Annotated in this window: 15 protein-coding genes; 6 read left to right on the forward strand and 9 right to left on the reverse strand. The window is 63.2% G+C overall.

Translation table 11 applies throughout. The annotated features are described in order from the left end of the window. Window positions 1–51: 51 nt before the first annotated feature. The 3 genes from NKH04_RS04895 to NKH04_RS04905 all read left to right on the forward strand — a co-directional run bounded on the left by NKH04_RS04895 (window position 52) and on the right by NKH04_RS04905 (window position 2,555). Window positions 52–726, forward strand: coding sequence for a DUF2161 domain-containing phosphodiesterase (locus tag NKH04_RS04895; RefSeq protein WP_352918193.1), 675 nt, complete (start codon window positions 52–54; stop codon window positions 724–726). Between the two features lie 146 nt (window positions 727–872). Continuing rightward, window positions 873–1,298 (forward strand): hypothetical protein, encoded by a 426-nt coding sequence (locus NKH04_RS04900; protein ID WP_352918195.1) that lies wholly within the window; start codon window positions 873–875, stop codon window positions 1,296–1,298. Window positions 1,299–1,364: 66 nt separating this feature from the next. Then, a complete protein-coding gene (locus NKH04_RS04905; RefSeq protein WP_352501918.1) occupies window positions 1,365–2,555 on the forward strand; it encodes an NADH-quinone oxidoreductase subunit D in 1,191 nt (396 codons plus the stop codon). A 286-nt stretch (window positions 2,556–2,841) separates the two neighbouring features. Here the strand turns inward: NKH04_RS04905 and NKH04_RS04910 are convergent, their stop codons facing one another. Beyond that, window positions 2,842–3,273 carry a hypothetical protein gene (locus tag NKH04_RS04910; protein WP_023675469.1) on the reverse strand — a complete coding sequence of 144 codons (432 nt, stop codon included), beginning with the start codon at window positions 3,271–3,273 and terminating at the stop codon, window positions 2,842–2,844. Between the two features lie 268 nt (window positions 3,274–3,541). Between NKH04_RS04910 and NKH04_RS04915 the strand changes: the two genes are divergently transcribed. Beyond that, complete coding sequence (locus NKH04_RS04915; RefSeq protein WP_353044044.1) at window positions 3,542–4,717, forward strand: HlyD family secretion protein; 1,176 nt, start codon at window positions 3,542–3,544, stop codon at window positions 4,715–4,717. Continuing rightward, window positions 4,714–6,327 carry a DHA2 family efflux MFS transporter permease subunit gene (locus NKH04_RS04920; RefSeq protein WP_352539321.1) on the forward strand — a complete coding sequence of 538 codons (1,614 nt, stop codon included), beginning with the start codon at window positions 4,714–4,716 and terminating at the stop codon, window positions 6,325–6,327. Before NKH04_RS04915 ends, NKH04_RS04920 begins: the two co-directional genes overlap by 4 nt. 320 nt (window positions 6,328–6,647) lie before the next feature. Here the strand turns inward: NKH04_RS04920 and NKH04_RS04925 are convergent, their stop codons facing one another. Together NKH04_RS04925 and NKH04_RS04930 are read right to left on the reverse strand one after the other, a co-directional pair. Then, a complete protein-coding gene (locus tag NKH04_RS04925; RefSeq protein ID WP_352469581.1) occupies window positions 6,648–7,400 on the reverse strand; it encodes a metallophosphoesterase family protein in 753 nt (250 codons plus the stop codon). After that, on the reverse strand, window positions 7,393–8,205 hold the full coding sequence (locus tag NKH04_RS04930; protein WP_352539322.1) for a nucleotidyltransferase family protein: 813 nt from the start codon (window positions 8,203–8,205) through the stop codon (window positions 7,393–7,395). The genes NKH04_RS04925 and NKH04_RS04930 overlap by 8 nt, the downstream gene beginning before the upstream one ends. 718 nt (window positions 8,206–8,923) lie before the next feature. Between NKH04_RS04930 and NKH04_RS04935 the strand changes: the two genes are divergently transcribed. Next, on the forward strand, window positions 8,924–9,796 hold the full coding sequence (locus NKH04_RS04935; RefSeq protein ID WP_352539484.1) for a hypothetical protein: 873 nt from the start codon (window positions 8,924–8,926) through the stop codon (window positions 9,794–9,796). A 59-nt stretch (window positions 9,797–9,855) separates the two neighbouring features. Here NKH04_RS04935 and amaB read toward each other — a convergent pair whose 3' ends face one another. The 6 genes from amaB to NKH04_RS04965 all read right to left on the reverse strand — a co-directional run bounded on the left by amaB (window position 9,856) and on the right by NKH04_RS04965 (window position 17,824). Next, window positions 9,856–11,370 carry an L-piperidine-6-carboxylate dehydrogenase gene (gene amaB, locus NKH04_RS04940; protein ID WP_352918198.1) on the reverse strand — a complete coding sequence of 505 codons (1,515 nt, stop codon included), beginning with the start codon at window positions 11,368–11,370 and terminating at the stop codon, window positions 9,856–9,858. A 183-nt stretch (window positions 11,371–11,553) separates the two neighbouring features. Continuing rightward, window positions 11,554–12,828 carry an RNA polymerase sigma factor gene (locus NKH04_RS04945; protein WP_352918200.1) on the reverse strand — a complete coding sequence of 425 codons (1,275 nt, stop codon included), beginning with the start codon at window positions 12,826–12,828 and terminating at the stop codon, window positions 11,554–11,556. Then, on the reverse strand, window positions 12,825–13,199 hold the full coding sequence (locus tag NKH04_RS04950) for a YciI family protein (RefSeq protein ID WP_254817007.1): 375 nt from the start codon (window positions 13,197–13,199) through the stop codon (window positions 12,825–12,827). The genes NKH04_RS04945 and NKH04_RS04950 overlap by 4 nt, the downstream gene beginning before the upstream one ends. A gap of 84 nt (window positions 13,200–13,283) precedes the next feature. Beyond that, window positions 13,284–14,402 (reverse strand): DNA topoisomerase IB, encoded by a 1,119-nt coding sequence (locus NKH04_RS04955; RefSeq protein ID WP_352918202.1) that lies wholly within the window; start codon window positions 14,400–14,402, stop codon window positions 13,284–13,286. Window positions 14,403–14,520: 118 nt separating this feature from the next. Beyond that, the gene (locus NKH04_RS04960; protein ID WP_352833798.1) at window positions 14,521–15,405 is read right to left on the reverse strand and encodes a transglutaminase family protein; all 885 of its coding nucleotides are present in this window, start codon (window positions 15,403–15,405) and stop codon (window positions 14,521–14,523) included. A gap of 7 nt (window positions 15,406–15,412) precedes the next feature. Continuing rightward, window positions 15,413–17,824 (reverse strand): circularly permuted type 2 ATP-grasp protein, encoded by a 2,412-nt coding sequence (locus NKH04_RS04965; RefSeq protein WP_352918204.1) that lies wholly within the window; start codon window positions 17,822–17,824, stop codon window positions 15,413–15,415. Between the last annotated feature and the right edge of the window lie 4 nt (window positions 17,825–17,828).

The raw sequence follows: 17,828 nt of genomic DNA on the forward strand, positions 1-17,828 counted from the left end.
CATCGCGCTGAACCGCCGATCGGCGGAATGATTCGCAGCCGACAAAGGCCCATGCTCGAAACTTCACTCTACAGCCCGGTCAAGACCTTCCTGGAAGGCCTGGGATTTATGGTCAAGGGCGAGATCGGCGGCTGCGATCTGCTGGCGCTGAGTGCCGACTCTCCGCCGATCGTCGTCATCTGCGAGCTGAAGCTGAAGTTCAACCTCGAACTGGTGCTCCAGGGCGTCGACCGTATGGCGGCGAGCGACGAGGTCTGGCTAGCGGCATGCATGTCGGCCCGTGGCAAGGGCCGTGAGAGCGATGTGAGATACCGCAATCTCTGCCGTCGGCTCGGCTTTGGCCTGCTTGGCGTGCGACCGAACGGCGAGGTTCAGGTGCTGCTCAGCCCGACGGCATTGGCTCCGCGTCGGGATCCCCGGCGCCGCTCGAAGCTAATTGACGAACATCGGCGTCGGCAGGGCGATCCTGTCGCCGGCGGCGGCTCGCGTGCGCCGATCATGACCGCTTATCGCCAGCAGGCGCTGGCATGCGCCGCAGCCCTCGCCGATGGCCCAAAGCGGCCGCGTGACTTGAAGCCCAACCTGCCGAACGCGCCTAAGATCCTGCTGCACAATGTGTATCGCTGGTTCGCGCGCACCGATCGCGGGATCTACGAACTGACCGCTCAGGGCCGTGAGGCGTTGCAGCGCTGGCCGCAGCCCGATCGCAGCCACACCGCTGCCTGAGACAGGCAACGCCGGATTTCGCGCCCTGCTTTCCGCGACAATCACGGCTTTCGGCAAGACATCACCTCGTCACGGAACCATATTTCGACACGATGGTTTTGTCGTCACCGAATTGATCGTCCGCTGAGCAAACGGAAGGAACGGCTATGCGCCTATCGACGACAATTGCCACACTTTCGGCACTGGCCCTTGCCTCGCCGGTCTATGCGCAATCCGTGGCACCAGAGCTTGCCCCTGTCCCGCCGACGGCCCCGCAAACCCTGCCAGAGCAAGCCACGCCCGAAGGGACCACTCCCGACCAGGCTACACCTGACCAAGCCTTCTCCGCCCAGAATTTCACCGCAGTGACAATCGTGGCGATGGAGGATCTGCCTCCTGACATCAAGGCACAGGCGGAGGCCGTCGTCACCCAGACCAGCGCCGAGGATTTGCGCATCCTGCAAAGTTCGATCGACGCATCGCCGCAGGCGGCATCGGCGCTGGCGGCGAACGGGCTTAATTCCACGCAGGTCGTCGCAGCCAATATCGACGGCGACGGCACGCTCACGCTGATCATCCAGACGACGACGTGAGCGGCTGAAAGCGGACAAGCCGGCTCCGGCACGGAACCAAAGCCCGCTTGATCGCGGAGGACTGTCATGGCCGAGGCTGCAGTTCGCAACTTCACCATCAATTTCGGGCCACAACATCCCTCCGCTCACGGCGTCCTGCGGCTGGTGCTCGAACTCGACGGCGAGATCGTGGAACGCGCCGATCCCCATATCGGCCTGCTGCATCGCGGCACCGAAAAGCTCATCGAGTACAAGAACTACCTGCAGGCCTTGCCCTATTTCGACCGGCTCGACTACGTCGCGCCGATGAACCAGGAGCATGCATTCTGTCTCGCCGCCGAGAAGCTCCTCGAAATATCGGTTCCGAAACGCGGACAGCTCATCCGCGTGCTTTTCTGCGAAATAGGCCGGCTGTTATCGCACCTCCTCAACGTCACCACGCAAGCCATGGACATCGGCGCGCTGACGCCGCCGCTCTGGGGTTTCGCCGAGCGCGAGAAGCTGATGGTCTTTTATGAGCGCGCGTCCGGCGCCCGCATGCACGCGAATTATTTCAGGGTCGGCGGCGTGCATCAGGATCTGCCGCCGGAACTCCTAGACGACATCTGGAAGTTCTGCGATCCGTTCCTCAAGGTCTGCGACAATCTCGAAGAGCTGTTGACCGAGAACCGCATTTTCAAGCAGCGCAATGTCGATGTCGGGGTGATCGGCCTCGATGATGCCTGGGCCTGGGGCTTTTCCGGCGTGATGGTGCGCGGATCGGGCGCGTCCTGGGACCTGCGCAAGGCGCAGCCATACGAATGCTATTCGGAGATGGATTTCGATATCCCAGTCGGCAAGCATGGCGACTGCTACGACCGCTATCTCGTCCGCATGGAGGAAATGCGCCAGTCGGTCCGGATCATGCGGCAATGTCTGGAAAAGTTGCGCTCACCAGAAGGCCAGGGACCGGTCGCGATTCCGAGCCACAAGATCACGCCGCCGCCGCGTGCCACGATGAAGCGCTCGATGGAAGCGACGATCCACCACTTCAAACTTTATACCGAAGGCATTCGCGTGCCGAGCGGTGAAGTCTATGCCGCCGTCGAGGCGCCGAAGGGTGAATTCGGCGTCTACCTCGTGTCGGACGGGGGCAACGTTCCCTACCGATGCAAGATCCGCGCACCTTCCTTCGCCCACCTGCAAGCGATGGATTTCCTGTCCCGAGGCCATATGATCGCCGATGTTGCCGCGATCATCGGCTCGCTCGACATCGTGTTCGGAGAAATCGATCGCTAGTTTAGCCAGGTCGCAGGATCTTCCCCGATCGCAGGATCATTCGTCGTTAGTAGCCGCGCAGGCAGGCCTGGACGGCGCTCGACCGCCGGTCAGACGAAGGCTCTCACCTGTGGCGGGCCAGCTCAAATTCTCACATCAAAGACGGACGCATGGCCGCGACAAGGCGCAGCCAAGCGTCGAGGAGTTTCACAATCTGCGCGGCCCGACGGCGCACGAGCCCTTCCAAGTTCGGAAGCGCTCTCCACGGCGCGGAAAGAACGCGTGTTCCGCCGTTCCTCGTACCGCCTCAATGCACGATCAAGCCCTTCATCCAGGCAACAAATCTGTTGCCGCGAACTATCCCGCGCACCCTGGCAGCGGCCCATCTCGCTTGCATCGTAGCGCCGACATGGCAATGGCAGACGATTTGGTGCAACTGCCGGTCGCTCAGTTCGAAGAAGCGCTTTGCCTCACCATAGGTATCATCGCTGAGGCCCATGGCACGCAGAACCGGATCCTCGAAGGCGACAGTGAGCGGCGTCCCAGCGCCACGCGATCTGTCGCGCGCTTCCCTGTTCATATATTCGGTGCCTGGAAGCGCCCCAAGGCATCGCGTCGGGTTTTGTTCGAGAAGTTCCGCCCAACGTTCAATCCGCTGGGTTCGAGTCATCGCCGGATACGCCGCGAAGGACTCAACTTCCGCGACGGCCTGCAGTTGGTCGAGTGTTTGATGTTTCATGGTCGGCTCCTGTCGACAGGTGAATTCGCCCACGCCTATATGAGCAATTATCGCGCCATGGAGCGCTGACAAGGCCGGACCGCCGCAACATGAGGCGTACGGATCACCTGCCCGGTGAAGCGGCGCTCGAATTCCGACGCGCCCCCGCCTGTGTTCGATGTCGACCGGTTAACCGAACCCGTTTCCGGACAGGAACTTTTGCGGAAGCTTGCCGTTTGGCTTTGCGTCCGCTTCGGCGGCTGCAATATCAATCTTGAAAGCAATTCCGTTGGACACGAAGCCTCAACGCGTCGAGCAAGACGTCGAGCCTGTAAATGAAACCCGGGAGCAACCGGCCCCGGTTCGAGAATCTCGTGAGCGATCGGCAGAGCCCCGGCAGGAAAAACCCGACGGGAATGCCTCGCAACGAAAGGCCGGTCTGCTCGGCTTTCCCAGGCGCCATCCCTATGCGGCCGCAGCCATCGCGCTTGCGCTGTTGCTCGTCGTGGCAGGCATCGCGATCTGGTGGCTGAACGCTCGCCAGTACGAATCGACCGACGACGCCTTCATAGATGCGCGCACAGTGACGATCGGTGCGCAAATAGCCGGCCGCCTTACCGAGCTGGCGGTTACCGACAATCAGCATGTACAGGCGGGCGATGTCCTCCTGCGTATCGACGACAGCGACTATCAGGCAAACCTGAAGCAGGCCGATGCCGGCGTCGCCGCGGCCGAGGCCGAAATCGTCAATGTCGCCGCCCAGATCGAGGCTCAAAACGCAAAGGTAAACGCTGCCCAGAGGCAGGTTGCACAGGCCAAGGCAGCGCTGGATTTCGCCAAGGCCGAGGATCAACGCAATCGCGAACTCCTGGCCAGGGGCACGGCAACGCAGCAGCAGGCGCAGCAGGCGGCATCGACGTTGCGTCAGGACCAGGCCGCGCTGGACAGCGCCGAGGCCAATGTCGCCTCCGCAAAAAGCCAGGTTTCGGTCTTGCAGGCACAGGCCAGGAGCGCCGAGGCGCAGCTCGAGCAGGCCAAGGCCAGCCAGGAGCAAGCCCGCACGACGCTGTCACGCACGACTATCACAGCACCCGCAGCCGGGCGGGCAACGAGCATTTCTGCGGCTAACGGCACCTACGCCCAACCTGGCCAGGTATTGATGATGTTCGTTCCCGACGAGGTCTGGGTGAAGGCCAATTTCAAGGAGACGCAGCTCGATCTGATGCGGCAGGGACAGCCGGTCGACATCGACATCGACGCCTACCCGGACAAGTCCTTCCATGGTCGCGTCGACAGTATTCAGGCCGGCAGCGGCACCGCCTTCAGCCTCCTGCCGGCCGAAAATGCCACCGGCAATTTCGTCAAGGTGGTACAGCGCGTGCCGGTCAAGATCGTCTTCGACAAGCCGCCGGATGTGCTTCTCGGGCCGGGCCTGTCGGTGGTGCCGACGGTCAAGGTGCGATGAGCGGCGAAACCGCCAGAAATCAGGGTGAAAGCCGATCCGCCGCCGGGACGCACAATCCCTGGCTTATCGCCGTCGTCGTCTCCATCGCCACTTTCATGCTGGTGCTCGACACCTCGATCGCCAATGTCGCCCTGCGCAACATCGCCGGCAGCCTGGCGGCCGGAATGGACGAAAGCACCTGGGTGATTACCACCTATCTCGTTGCCAACTCGGTGATCATCCCGGTCAGCGGCTGGCTGGCAAGCGTCATCGGCCGCAAGCGCTACTACATGCTCTGCGTTGCGACCTTTACCGTCGCGTCGCTGCTGTGCGGACTGGCGCCCAACCTGGAACTGCTCATCCTGTTCAGGGTCCTTCAGGGACTCGGCGGCGGCGGCATGGCGCCAAGCGAGCAATCGATCCTTGCCGATACCTTTCCGCCAGAAAAGCGCTCGCAGGCCTTCGCGCTTTACGGCATTGCCGTCATCGTCGCACCGACGGTCGGGCCGACGATCGGCGGCTGGCTGACCGACCATTTCTCCTGGCACTGGATCTTCTTCATCAACGTGCCGTTCGGCATCCTGTCGCTGGCCCTGGTGCAATGGCTGTTGGTCGAACCGGACGTACTCGAACGCGAACGCAAGGAACGGCTGAAAGGCGGCCTGAAGATCGACGGGATCGGGTTCGTCCTGGTAGCGACGGCATTGGGGTGCCTGGAGATTTTTCTCGACCGGGGCCAGCGCTACGATTGGTTCGCCTCGGATTTCATCACCACTTTCGCAGTGATTTCCGCGATCGCGTTCCTGCTGCTTATCCCATGGGAACTCAGTCGCAGCGATCCGGTCGTCGACATGCGCCTATTATTCACGCGCCAGTTCGGCACGGCGTTCCTGGTCATGATGGCGGTCGGTGCTATCCTGTTCAGCACCACCCAGATCGTGCCTCAGCTGCAGCAGACGACATTTGCCTACACCGCGACGCTCTCGGGCCTTTCGATGATGCCGGGCGGCATCGCCATGTTGATCTTGATGCCGGTGTCCGGATTTGTAGGCAGCATCGTGCAGCCCAAATATCTGATCATGATGGGCATGTCGGTGGTCGCAGTGGCCCTTTGGCATATGACCTCGCTTACTCCGGACGCCAGCTTCCGCTTCTTTGCCTTTGCCCGTGTTTTCCTGATGGTCGGGCTGCCGTTCCTGTTCATTCCCATCTCGACCGCGGCCTATGTCGGCCTGCCCCCGCAGAAGACCAACCAGGCATCTGCGCTGATCAACGTTGCACGCAATATCGGCGGCAGCATCGGCGTCTCGCTGTCCAACACCGTCATTGCGCAAAGCTCCCAGATCCATCAATCGAATCTGGTCGGCCACACCGTGCAGTCGTCGCCCGCCTATCAGCAGGCGCTTCGGCAGGCGACCGAGCATTTCGTCGCCCAGGGTTCGCCAATGGTCGAGGCGAAGCAGCAGGCGATCGCCTGGCTTGGTCAGTTGATCGCTCGCCAGGCCACGCTGCTCGCCTATGTCGATGTCTTCCGCTACTGCGCGGTGGCAACCGCCCTGCTCGTTCCGCTGGCGCTGCTGCTGCGGTCAAGCAAGTCAGGCGGCAGCCAGCCGAATCCGGAGATGGGCTGACCCGCAGGCGCGACGGTGTAGTTCCAAAAACGGGCAAGCCGGGAACCAGCCGACCCGTTGCGTTGTTCTGCGCCAAGAGGAGATGATTACGATGGCCACTATTCCCACACCCGAGCCAACACCGACCCCGGTGCCACCGCCTCCCATCCCCGATCCCAAGCCCGTGCGTGAGCCGGACCCCGACAGGCTCCCCGACGAAGATCCCGTTCCCAACCCGGATGAAAACGACATTCCACCGAAGCGGATGGCTGTTACCCGGCAAGTGCCATGATCGTTCTGCAGCGTGCACGGGCGATTGCTTGCGCCAGTGGCGCTGCCTGTCAGATTTCGAGCATGGCGTAGGGGCGGCCCGTCGGCTTGGCGACATGCATGGCAACGTTATAGACCGACGCCCCGCCCGGCGTACGGCCCTCGTAGGCGCCGCGATGCGCATGACCATGCACCACCGCACTGACCTGGAACCGGTCTATTGTTTCGGCCAGGCGTGACGAACCGAGAAATGGGAAGATCTCCAGCGGCTCGCCTTCGACCGTCTCGACGACAGGCGCGTAGTGCAGAACGACAAGCGTGCGTTTGGCGCGGACCTGCCGCATCGCGTTTTCAAGCCGCATCGCTTCGTTCACGCTTTCCGCCACCATCGACTTGATGGCCGGTTCGCCGAAGGAGCCGAGCATGCGCGATCCAAAACCGCCAACGAAACCCTTGACCCCGACGAACCCGACCTCGTGAATCTCCGTCGCCTCGCCATCGAGCAGATGAACGCCCGCCTGGCGCAGAATGTCGGTGACCTGCTCGACGGCGCCTGACTCATAGTCGTGGTTGCCAAGTACGGCGACGACCGGGATCGTGCAGGCACGCAGTTCCTCGGCAAGGATTTCGGCCTCCCGAGGCTTGCCGAGATTGGTAAGGTCGCCGGTCAGCACGAGAACCTGGGCTTCGCGCGACATCTCGCCGAAAAGATCGCGGTACGACGCCTGGTCCTCCTTGCCGACATGCAGATCGCCAATGGCGGCGATCTTGAGTGTGCCGCCGTTTTCCGCCTTTGCCGAAGCAGGTTTGAGTTCGTCAGCCATCGCTATATTCTCCTTCACCGCCGACGTCGGCAAAGCCCCATTCCTTGACGTCGATCTCATAGTCGGTTCGTGAAAGCATGCGCCCGCGGCAGATCCGCATCCGGGAAGGCGGCAGTTCGCGCTGTTTGGCCAGCCGGTCGAGCAATTCGTCGAGCAGCCACGCCGGCACACGGTCTCGCTCCGTCGGATAGATCCATCGGAAGTTCAAGAGATGCATCAGCAAGACTTCCCAATGGACTTCCATGTAGGAAAGCAGCCTTTGCCAATCGATCTGGTCGTGCGCCTTGAGGATGGTGTGCGCGACGTCGGCGCCATCGTGGCGGCGGCGGTCCTGGATGAAGCTTTTGGACCAGATAAGCTCGGTTGGGCCGATGATCCGCACCTGGCTGCCCAGCAATTCGCCCTGACGGGCGTGCTCCAGCCACAGGTCGTCGACGGGCATTGTGCCGTTCATCGAGGCGAAAATGACGTCGAAAAAATGCGTGCCCTTGAACACTTTGCCGAGCCACCGGTCGTCCTCGACCACGACGGCGTAACCGATCCGCTTGAAATGGGCGAGGATGCGCGGGCAGTCGCCGGCCTTGCAGAAAATATCGAGATCCTTGGTCAGGCGGGTGATCCCGGTATAGGCGCTTACGGCATAGGTGCCGGCGACGAGAAAGGGGATGCCGGTCGTGACAAGCTCGCGGATCGCCTCGATATAAAAGACCTCCGCTTCGGCATTGCGAGGCGTCGGGGCGGCTTTTGGATCGACCGACGGAACGGATGCCGGGATGGCGCTTTCCGGTGGGGGATTAATGATCATAGCTATGGCTCCTGGCCCGGCAGACCAGCAGCCGCCTGTATCTAATAGCCAAGCACGCCCAATGGTTCCCGCCGTTACGCGGCACTGCCGCTCCCGCCGCTGCATCAGGCGAACACATCGCCGTCGCAGGCCTTCGAAGCGGTCATGGCTGTCGCCGTCGCGGCAGTGATGAAAAGACATGCGACCGGTTATTTTGGCGTCAGGATCGCAGTGCAATCAGCCTCAAGCGCGTCGAGGCGGAGTAGGCCCGCTATCATCCTCAGGTCCGGAAAGGATTGGCTTCAACATGGTTCCGGAGCTGTCGGAGGCGCTGCGCACCCGGCGCAACAGCCATTTGAGCGCCCGTAGCCAAACCGACTCTGTTTTCCGTAACGGTGCAGGCGGCGTGGCGAAAAGGCCATTCTCCATTTTGTAGTTCCTCACAGTCTCAGTCCAAATCAGCGTTCTTCAACGAGCAAAGCTTGTGTTGGTTCCGCGTCGCCATCGGCGGGAGCACGGGCTGGACGGGGCGAGGCCATCATTGGCGGGTTCGAGCGGGCTAGCCTTCTGCAGGGAGATCAGCGCCTCGCGAGATCAGCCTCGGCGATCAAGTGGCGGAATTCAGCTACCAGCCGGCGGGATTCGGCTCGTATCCTGATGCGCCGGCTCTGGACACGACCCGCGAAGGCTGAAATTGTGATCGTATTTCCAGTTGCAAATTTGGTTGGGCTCGGCGGGGATGGCGCTGGTTTCTGAAGACATTGCCCGCCATCCGGCGCTGCGTCGCCATGTCCAGGCTCAGTCGCGGACGCTTCTCCAGACCTATGAAGCGAACCCGCGGCTGGCCTCCGTATTCGCCACCCAACAACGTTGGCTGATGGCCCATATCGGTCTTGCCTTGTATTTCAATCGAGAGCCGGACGATCATCGCAAGGGACTTACGTCCGCACGGTTCATGGACGACATCTGCCGGCATTCGGTGGCCAGCCGCAACACCGCCGACGCCTTCCTGAAGGAGATGCTGCATTACGGCTTCATCCGGCATCTGCCGATCAAATGTGGGCGCATCCGCCCCTTTGAGCCGACCGCGGGCACTCTGGAGACGGTTGCCGGCTGGGTCATGGCTCATCTCAGAACGCTGGACAGCCTGGACAGCCTGGACAGCGGATTTCGACTGGCTGCATTCGTCGCACAACCGGACATGCTCGCCAAACTGCAGCCGCTGGTGGCCGACGGCCTGCTTTCGTCGCATGCCGTGCGGGAGCCGAGACAGACCTTTTCCTTGTTCACCTGGCTCGACAATGGCGGCATCGTCATGGATTGGCTGATGTCCGGCGTCGACCCCGATCATGCCGACCTGGACCGAATCCCGACCGGTGTCGTCTCAATTGGAGATTTCGCGAACTGGCTCAAGCTTTCCCGCACCCACCTGTCACGCAAATTGCGCGATGCCGAAGAACTCGGCAGCATCGGCTGGCTGGGCCAGCGCGGTCACTCGGTCATGTGGGTGTCGAGCGAGTTCTATCAGGAATACATGACCGCCCAGGCCATCAAGCTCGCCATCATCGATGCAGCCTTCGACAACTGTGTTGTAACTTCGCAAGCCAGCTGAACCGCGAGCCGACCGCCGTCGTGGCAGCCTTGGCGCCGCCGCGACGGAGATCTGGCATTTCAATCGATGTCGAACGACACGCCCTGCGCAAGCGGCAGCGCCTTGGAATAATTCACCGTATTGGTGGCGCGCCGCATATAGGCCTTCCAGGCATCGGAGCCGCTCTCGCGGCCGCCGCCGGTTTCCTTCTCGCCACCGAAGGCACCGCCGATCTCGGCCCCTGACGTGCCTATATTGACGTTGGCGATACCGCAGTCCGATCCGTCGACGCTAAGAAAGCGCTCGGATTCCTGCAGGTCGCGGGTAAAGATCGAGGATGACAGCCCCGCTCCCACGGCATTGTGTTCTTCTAGCACGGTGTCGAAGTCCGAATATTTCATCACATAGAGGATGGGCGCGAAGGTTTCCTCCGTCACCGGCGAAACCTGCCGCGGCATTTCGACCAGCGCCGGACGCACATAGTAGGCGTCGGGGTGACCGTTCTCGACCCGCATTCCGCCGGTTATCTTACCGCCATGCGAAGCCGCCTCCTCCAGCGCCTTCTGCATATTCTCGTAGGCAGCCTTGTCGATCAGCGGGCCAACCAGAGCGCTTGTCTCCAGCGGATTGCCGACCGAGACGCTCTCATAAGCCTTCTTCAGGCGCGGAACGAGCTGGTCATAGACGCTCTCATGCACGAACAGGCGCCTGAGCGTCGTGCAGCGCTGGCCGGCCGTGCCCATGGCGCCGAAGGCGATAGCGCGGAGCGCCATGTCCAGATCGGCCGTCGGGCAGACGATGCCGGCATTGTTGCCGCCGAGCTCCAGCACGGCACGGGCAAAGCGCTTCGCCAGCCGTGGGCCGACATCCCTGCCCATGCGCGTCGAGCCGGTGGCCGAGACCAGCGGCACCTTGGGATGATCGACCAGGATCTCGCCGACGGCGCGATCGCCGATCAGCACGGGCGCCAGTCCCTGCGGCGCGTCAGCACCGAAACGCTTTACCGCGCGTGCAAAAATCGCCTCACAGGCGAGCGCCGTCAGCGGTGTCTTCTCCGACGGCTTCCACACCACCGCGTCGCCGCAGACCAGCGCAAGTGCTGCGTTCCACGACCACACCGCGACCGGAAAGTTGAAGGCCGAGATGACGCCTACGACGCCGAGCGGATGCCAGGTCTCCATCATGCGATGGCCGGGACGCTCGGTGGCGATGGTCAGGCCGTACAATTGCCGGGAAAGACCGACGGCGAAATCGCAGATGTCGATCATCTCCTGCACTTCGCCAAGACCTTCGGATGGGATCTTGCCGACTTCGATCGATACCAACCGGCTAAGCTCGGCCTTGTGTGTGCGCAATTCCTCGCCGAGCAGCCGCACCAGTTCGCCACGCTTGGGAGCTGGCACCTGCCGCCACGCCAGGAAAGCTCTGTGGGCATTGTCGATGGTCGTTGCCGCATCGGCCGGCGAGATGGTCTTCAGCGCGGCGATCTGCTCGCCGGTCACCGGGCTGCGCACGATAAGATCGCCGCCCGTAAGCGCGCGCTCGGCAACGCCCAGTTTCGCCAGAAGCCCGGCCGTTTCCTTCGCAATCGTCATTTTCATCCCTTTCAGATTCCGTCGCTCATATGGCGTCGGTCCAAGCCTTGCGCCATACCCACTCCCTGCCGGTCGGCACACCAGGCGCTGTCATGGCGTGGCATTACGCGTTTCAGGGAGAAATCGCCACCCCGGCATGGTCCAAGCCGGCGTCCGACTGTTGAACCAGCCAGATAGAGCGAATCAGTGTGCCGTCTTGGCGGTTTCCCGCACGGCGCTTTCTTTCATCAGCCGGTCGATATGCATGCGGATATGCGCTGCCTCGGCGGCCGTATTGGCGAGCGCGATGGCGCGGTCGAAAGCGACACGCGCCTCCTCGCCGCGGCCAAGCTGCATCAGCAGTCCGCCCTTGAGGCCGAAGAAATGGAAATAGCCGGAAAGCCTTCCCTCCAGCGGCTCGATCATGGCGAGTGCGGCTTCCGGTCCACGCACCTTGGAGACCGCGACGGCGCGGTTGAGCATCACCACCGGCGACGGCTGCATCTGCTCGAGCAGGCCGTAGAGCAGGTCGATCTCGTTCCAGTCCGTGTCCTCGGGCTTTTCCGCCCGCGCATGCAGTGCGGCGATCGCCGCTTGCACCTGGTAGGGACCGGGCTTGCGATGGCGCAACGCCTTATCGACCAGCGCCAGGCCTTCATCGATCATCTTGCGGCTCCACAGGCTGCGGTCCTGGTCTTCGAGCAGCACGATCTCGCCGTTCTCGTCGAAGCGAGCCGGCGAGCGTGCATGCTGCAGCAGCAACAGCGCCGTCAGCCCCATGATCTCCGGCTCGGTCTGGAACAGCCTGAGCAGCAGCCGGGCCAGCCGGATCGCCTCTTCGCAAAGCGGCGCACGCGCCGAAGCCTCGCCGCTGTTGCTGGAATAGCCTTCGTTGAAGATCAGGTAGACCATGGCGGCGACGGCGGCGAGCCGTTCGGAGCGCTCGACCGCTCCCGGCGTCTCGAACGGCACCCCGGCGTCGGCGATACGCGCCTTGGCGCGCGTGATACGCTGCTCCATGGCGCTTTCACCGACGAGGAAGGCGCGGGCGATCTGCTTGACCGTCAGGCCGGAGACGATGCGCAACGCCACCGCGATCTGCTGTGTGGCCGGCAGGTCGGGATGGCAGCAGATAAACAGCAGCCGCAAAATATCGTCGCGGTAATGCGCCCCGTCCAGCCGCTCGGCGACGTCGCTCTCGGCATCCTCCAGATCGGAGATCTGGTCCTCCTCCGGCAGCGGCGCCTGCTTGGCGCGCTTGCGCACCGCATCGATGCCGCTGTTGCGGCCGACGAAGATCAGCCAGGCTGCCGGATCGCGCGGCGGACCGTTTTTCGGCCAGTTGTTCAGTGCCCTCAGGCAGGCGTCCTGGAATGCTTCCTCCGCCGCGTCGAGGTCGCGGAAGTAGCGCAGCAATGCCCCCATCGCCTGCGGGCGAGCGGTGCTGATTGCCGTGCTGATCCAGGCGAGTTCGGTCATGCGGAAACCTTGGCGGGATTGAACAGCGAGACCGGCCGGATTTCGTAGGAGCCGCCGCTCGGGTTGACCTCGGAAAGCTCGCGCGCGAAGTCGACGGCCTCATCGAGGTCGGCGCATTCGAGCGTGTAAAAGCCGAGGAACTGTTCCTTGGTTTCGGCAAACGGGCCGTCGATGACGATCGATTCGCCCTTGACCTTCCTCAGCGTCGTCGCCGCGGTCGTCGGCAAGAGCCGCGCCACCGGGCCAAGCCGGCCCGCCTGGGCATATTTTTCCTGCACACCCAGAAGTTTTTCCATGACGGCGTCGTCCTGCTCCTTGCTCCAGGAGCAGACGACGTCTTCGGAGGCATAGCAGAGGATCGCGTAGAGCATGGGTCGTCCTTTTCTCTGTCAAAGGACGAAACACTAGGACCGATGCCGACACGGCGTCGACAAAAAAATACGCTCCGTCCGGCGTCATTCCCTCGCCTTCAGCCATCTCAAGACCAAGGCCTCCTCGTCGTCGAGCCCGGCGATCGAGCGCTTGCCTTGGTTGGCATCCGCCATTTCGTCCAGCAGCCGTCCTTCGGGCCAGGCGCGGAACACTTCCGGATGGATGTAGCATTGGCGACAAACCGCGCGCGTATTGCCGAGCCGCTCGGCAACCTTGTCGATGACATTGTTCATCACCCGCTTTTGCTGCGCCTGGCTTTCCGGACGTTCGGTTTGCGCAAACAGCGACGCCGCATGGATGGTGCCACCCCAGGTTCTGAAGTGCTTGGAGCTGAACTCCGCTCCGGCATTTTCCCTGATATAGCGGTTGACGTCGTCTGAGCGCACCGGATGCCTGTTTCCGTCCTCGTCGAGATACTGGAACAGTTTTTGGCCCGGCAGGTCCTGCGCTCCACGCACGACCTTGGCAATCCGGCGATCGACAAGTTTCAATCTCCATTCCTTGCCGGATTTACCGATGAAGGCAAAGCGCAGGCTCGAGCCCTTGATGTCGACATGGCGGTCACGCAGCGTGGTCAGCCCAAAACTCTTGTTGTCGCGGGCATAGGCGGCATTGCCGACACGGATCATCGTGTTGTCGAGCAGCCAGACGATAGCCGCAACGACGCGTTCCAGCGGCAGGCCGTGACGGCGCAAATCGACCTCGATCTGCCGCCGCAGTTCGGGCAGGCTTTCGGCGAAGGCAATCAGGCTCGAATATTTGACGCCGTCACGCTCCTCCGCCCAGTGCGGGTGATAGCGGTATTGTTTGCGGCCGCGCTGGTCCCGACCGGTCGCCTGGATGTGACCGTCGGCATCCGGCGAGATCCACACATCCGTCCAGGCCGGTGGAATGGCGAGCGCCTTGATGCGTGCCAGCGCCTCCCCGTCGACAATCCGCCCGTCGGGTCCTTTGTACGAGAACCCCTTGCCCGAACGCAGCCGGCGAATACCGGGTTCAGTGTCGGTGACATAGTTGAGCGAGGCCCGAACGGCCGAGGCTTGCGCGCCGTTCTCCAGCGCTCCGTTGTGCGGCACCGCGTTTTTTGGTGCAGCTTTCCTCACAGCCGATTGGCCAGACGACGACCCGGATTTGTCCAGCATGTCCTCTCCACGGAATTTCCGTAGATAAGCCGCTTGCCGGCTGCGGGTTCCAACGCCTCTTGATCTCTTGGTCCCAGAACAGCCTATCGACGTCGCCGTGCGTCGAAGACGTGCGTCGTCACGCCTTTTCGAGCACGACCGGAACGACGTCGACCGCCTGCTCGCCGACCTGTCCACCGGTGGTTTTCAGCACGCCGACGATCGGCGCCACATCGGAGTAATCGCGGCCGTAGCCGACCGTGATATGGTCGTTGCTAGCCCGCATGCCATTGGTCGGATCGAATTCCTGCCAGCCGGCATCGCGCCCGCACCACACCTTGACCCAGGCGTGCATGGCGTCGGCGCCTTCGAGCCGCGGCTTCCCGCGCGGCGGGATGGTGCGCAGGAACCCGCTGACATAGCCCGCGGGAATACCGAGGCCGCGCAGGCCGGCGATCATGATGTGGGAGAAATCCTGGCAGACGCCGCGCTTCAGGCCAAAGGCGTCGCTGGCTCGCGTCTGCACGGTGGTCGCCTCGCCGTCATAGGTGAAATCGCGGTGAATGCGGTTGCACAGAGCCATGGCCGTGCCGACTGTCGAACCGCCGGCACTGCCTTTCGCATAGGCAGTGATTGCCGCGTCGATGCCGGCATGATCGCTGGCGGCCAGAAAGTGATGCGGCGAAGCCGGCGCCAGCGAGTGCACTGCGCCGAGTTCTTCCCTCAGCCGGCGTATGTCCGGCGATACGTCGAGCCCGGGTTCGGGCCGCGACACTGAAACACGCGCGCTCATCCTGATGTCGAGCGCATCATGCGCGTCACGAAAGGCGATCGAGGTGACACTGTTGCCGAAAAAGTCGGAAAAGTCGGAACGTTCGCTGGGCGCCGGCACAAAAGACAGTGAAGCGGCGATGACGCGCTGCACGCCAGGGATGGTCGGCGGCAGCACGCGCACCTGATGGCGGCCACCGCCGGCCGCCGCATCATAGTCGTAACGCAGGTGAAGCCTGATGTCGTAGAGCATGCTGTCTCTACCCGAAATAGGCTTTGGCGAGGCTGTTGTAGAGCCCGCCGATTTCATTGGCGAGATCGCCGAGGGCCTTGGCCGTCATGTCCGAGGGCTCCTTGATGGCGATCGACGTGTTGAGCTGCAGGATTTCCTTGGCCGCCGGCGACATATGGCCTTCAGCGCCGACAGCGGGCAGCAGCGCGATTTCGGCCTTCAGCCGTTCGAGCTGGAAAAGGATTGAGCGCGGGTTGAGCGGATCGAGCGCCAGAAGGTCGACCACGGTGCGCCGCCCCGCCTGCACCGGATACTGCCGACGGTGGGTCATGACGCTGTCGCCGATCTCCAGCACCATGTCGAGCGCACCTTCCGGCGCCTGGGCTCCGGTCAGCCGGGCGAGCGTGCGGGCGATCTGGATGCCGCGTTCGAGCCTGCGGCCGATTTCCAGGAAACGCCAGCCGGCAAAGCGGTACATGTTCTCGTGCAGCAGGCCGGAAAACCCGGCCAGCTTGCGCAGGATGACCGTCATTGCCCTTGTCGCGTCGTCGCCCGGCGCCACGGTCGCGGCAAATTGATGGATGGTCTTCGACAGATCCTTCAATGCCAGCCAGCCATCGGGCGAGAAGCGGTCGCGGATCTGCCCGGCGCTGTAAACGGCGCTGTCCAGCGTGCCGATGAGCCCCAATGGGATTGCCGTCTCGACGTCGATGCCGAACGGCGCGAGATAGTCGCTGATATCGGCGAGCAGCGGCATCTCGGGATCGGATGTCTCGGCCAGCCGCACATGGTAGGCGCGCAGGATGCGCACCGTGTCTTCCGATCGCTCGATATAGCGGCCGAGCCATGTCAGGTTCTCAGCCGCGCGGCTGGGCAGGCTGCCCGGCAGGGTTCGGGTGAAGCTGTCGTGCTCCTGCGGCAGCAGTGTCTCGCGCTCGACCGGCCTGTCGCTGACCACCCAGACATCCGCCGCCTGGCCGCCGCGCTGCATGGCGATGGCCGTCGGGTCGAGCGAAAAGCCGACACGGGCAAACCCGCCCGGCATCACGGTCCAGCCTTCCGGCGTCCGCGCCAGATAGACGCGCAGGCTTGCCGGCCGCGGCTCCAGCCAACCGCCGACATAGACAGGCGTGGTCGACAGCGTCACCGCTTCCTGGCCGACGAAGTCGCCGCCGTCCCGTTCGATCCTGGCGACCAGTTCGGCCCGTTCCTCGACCGACAGCGCCGACCCGAGCTTGGTCGAGCCGTCGTCCTCGAAGGCAAGCCGCGTCGACAGCGCCGGGCCGATCACCATGCTATCGATGTTGGCGAGCACATGTTCACGCTCCGTCTCCTGCCCGCACCACCATGTCGCGACCGTCGGCAGCAGCAGTTCCTCGTTGCGCAGGGCGCGCGAAATCTTGGGCAGGAAGGCGAGCAACGCGCGCGTCTCCATCAGGCCGGAGCCCAGTGCATTGACGGCCGAAACCGCCCCTTGCCGAACCGCCTCGACCAGCCCCGGCGTGCCGATCTGCGAGTCCGGCCGCAATTCAAGCGGATCGGCGAAGGCGGCGTCGAGCCGCCGCCACAAGACGCTCACCGGCATCAGCCCCGAAACCGTGCGCACCATCAGCCTGCCGCCGGAGACGGTCAGGTCCTCGCCCTCGAGCAGCATGATGCCGAGATAGCGGGCGATATAGGCATGTTCGTAATAGGTTTCGTTCAGCGGTCCCGGCGTCAGGATGGCGACACGGCCGCCGGCTTGCCTGGCCATGCCGATCAGCGCGTCGCGGAAGCGACGGAAGAAGCCGGCCAGGCGGTGCACATGCATTTCGCCGTAGATGTCGGACAGCGCCCTTGTGGTGGCGACGCGGTTTTCCAGCGCAAAGCCGGCGCCCGACGGCGCCTGTGTGCGGTCGCCAAGCACCCACCAGCGGCCGTCCGGGCCACGACCGAGCTCGAAGGCGCAGAAATGCAGGAAATGGCCGCTCGCCGGCCTGGTGCCGACGACCGGCCGCAAATATTCCGGGCTGGCCGCGATCAATCCGGCCGGCAGAATGCCTTTCTCGACCAGCCGGTTCGGCCCGTAAATGTCGGCGATGGTCTCCTCGAACAGATCGGCGCGCTGGACCAGGCCGGCGCTGATGTCAGCCCATTCCTGCTCCTCGATCAGCAGCGGCACATGCGCCAGCGGCCATTCCCGCTCGTTGGCGCCGGCTTTGTCATAGACGCGGTAGTAGACGCCGGCGTCGCGCAGGTACTGGTCGGCGCGGGCGAAGCGCTGGGCAAGCTTTTCCGGCCCCAGGTCCTCCAGTGCCTCGATGAAGTGCCGCCAGGCCGGCCGCGGATTGCCCGACGCATCGACCATCTCGTCGACGACGCCGTCGATCGGCTGGTAGTGCTCCAGCAGACTATGGGTCTGCGGCTTGCTGCGCAGCCTTTTGTGATTCCCCTTCGCCATGGCT

The sequence above is a fragment of the Mesorhizobium sp. M1365 genome, assembly GCF_040317865.1.
In the GTDB taxonomy this organism is placed as follows: Bacteria; Pseudomonadota; Alphaproteobacteria; order Rhizobiales; family Rhizobiaceae; genus Mesorhizobium.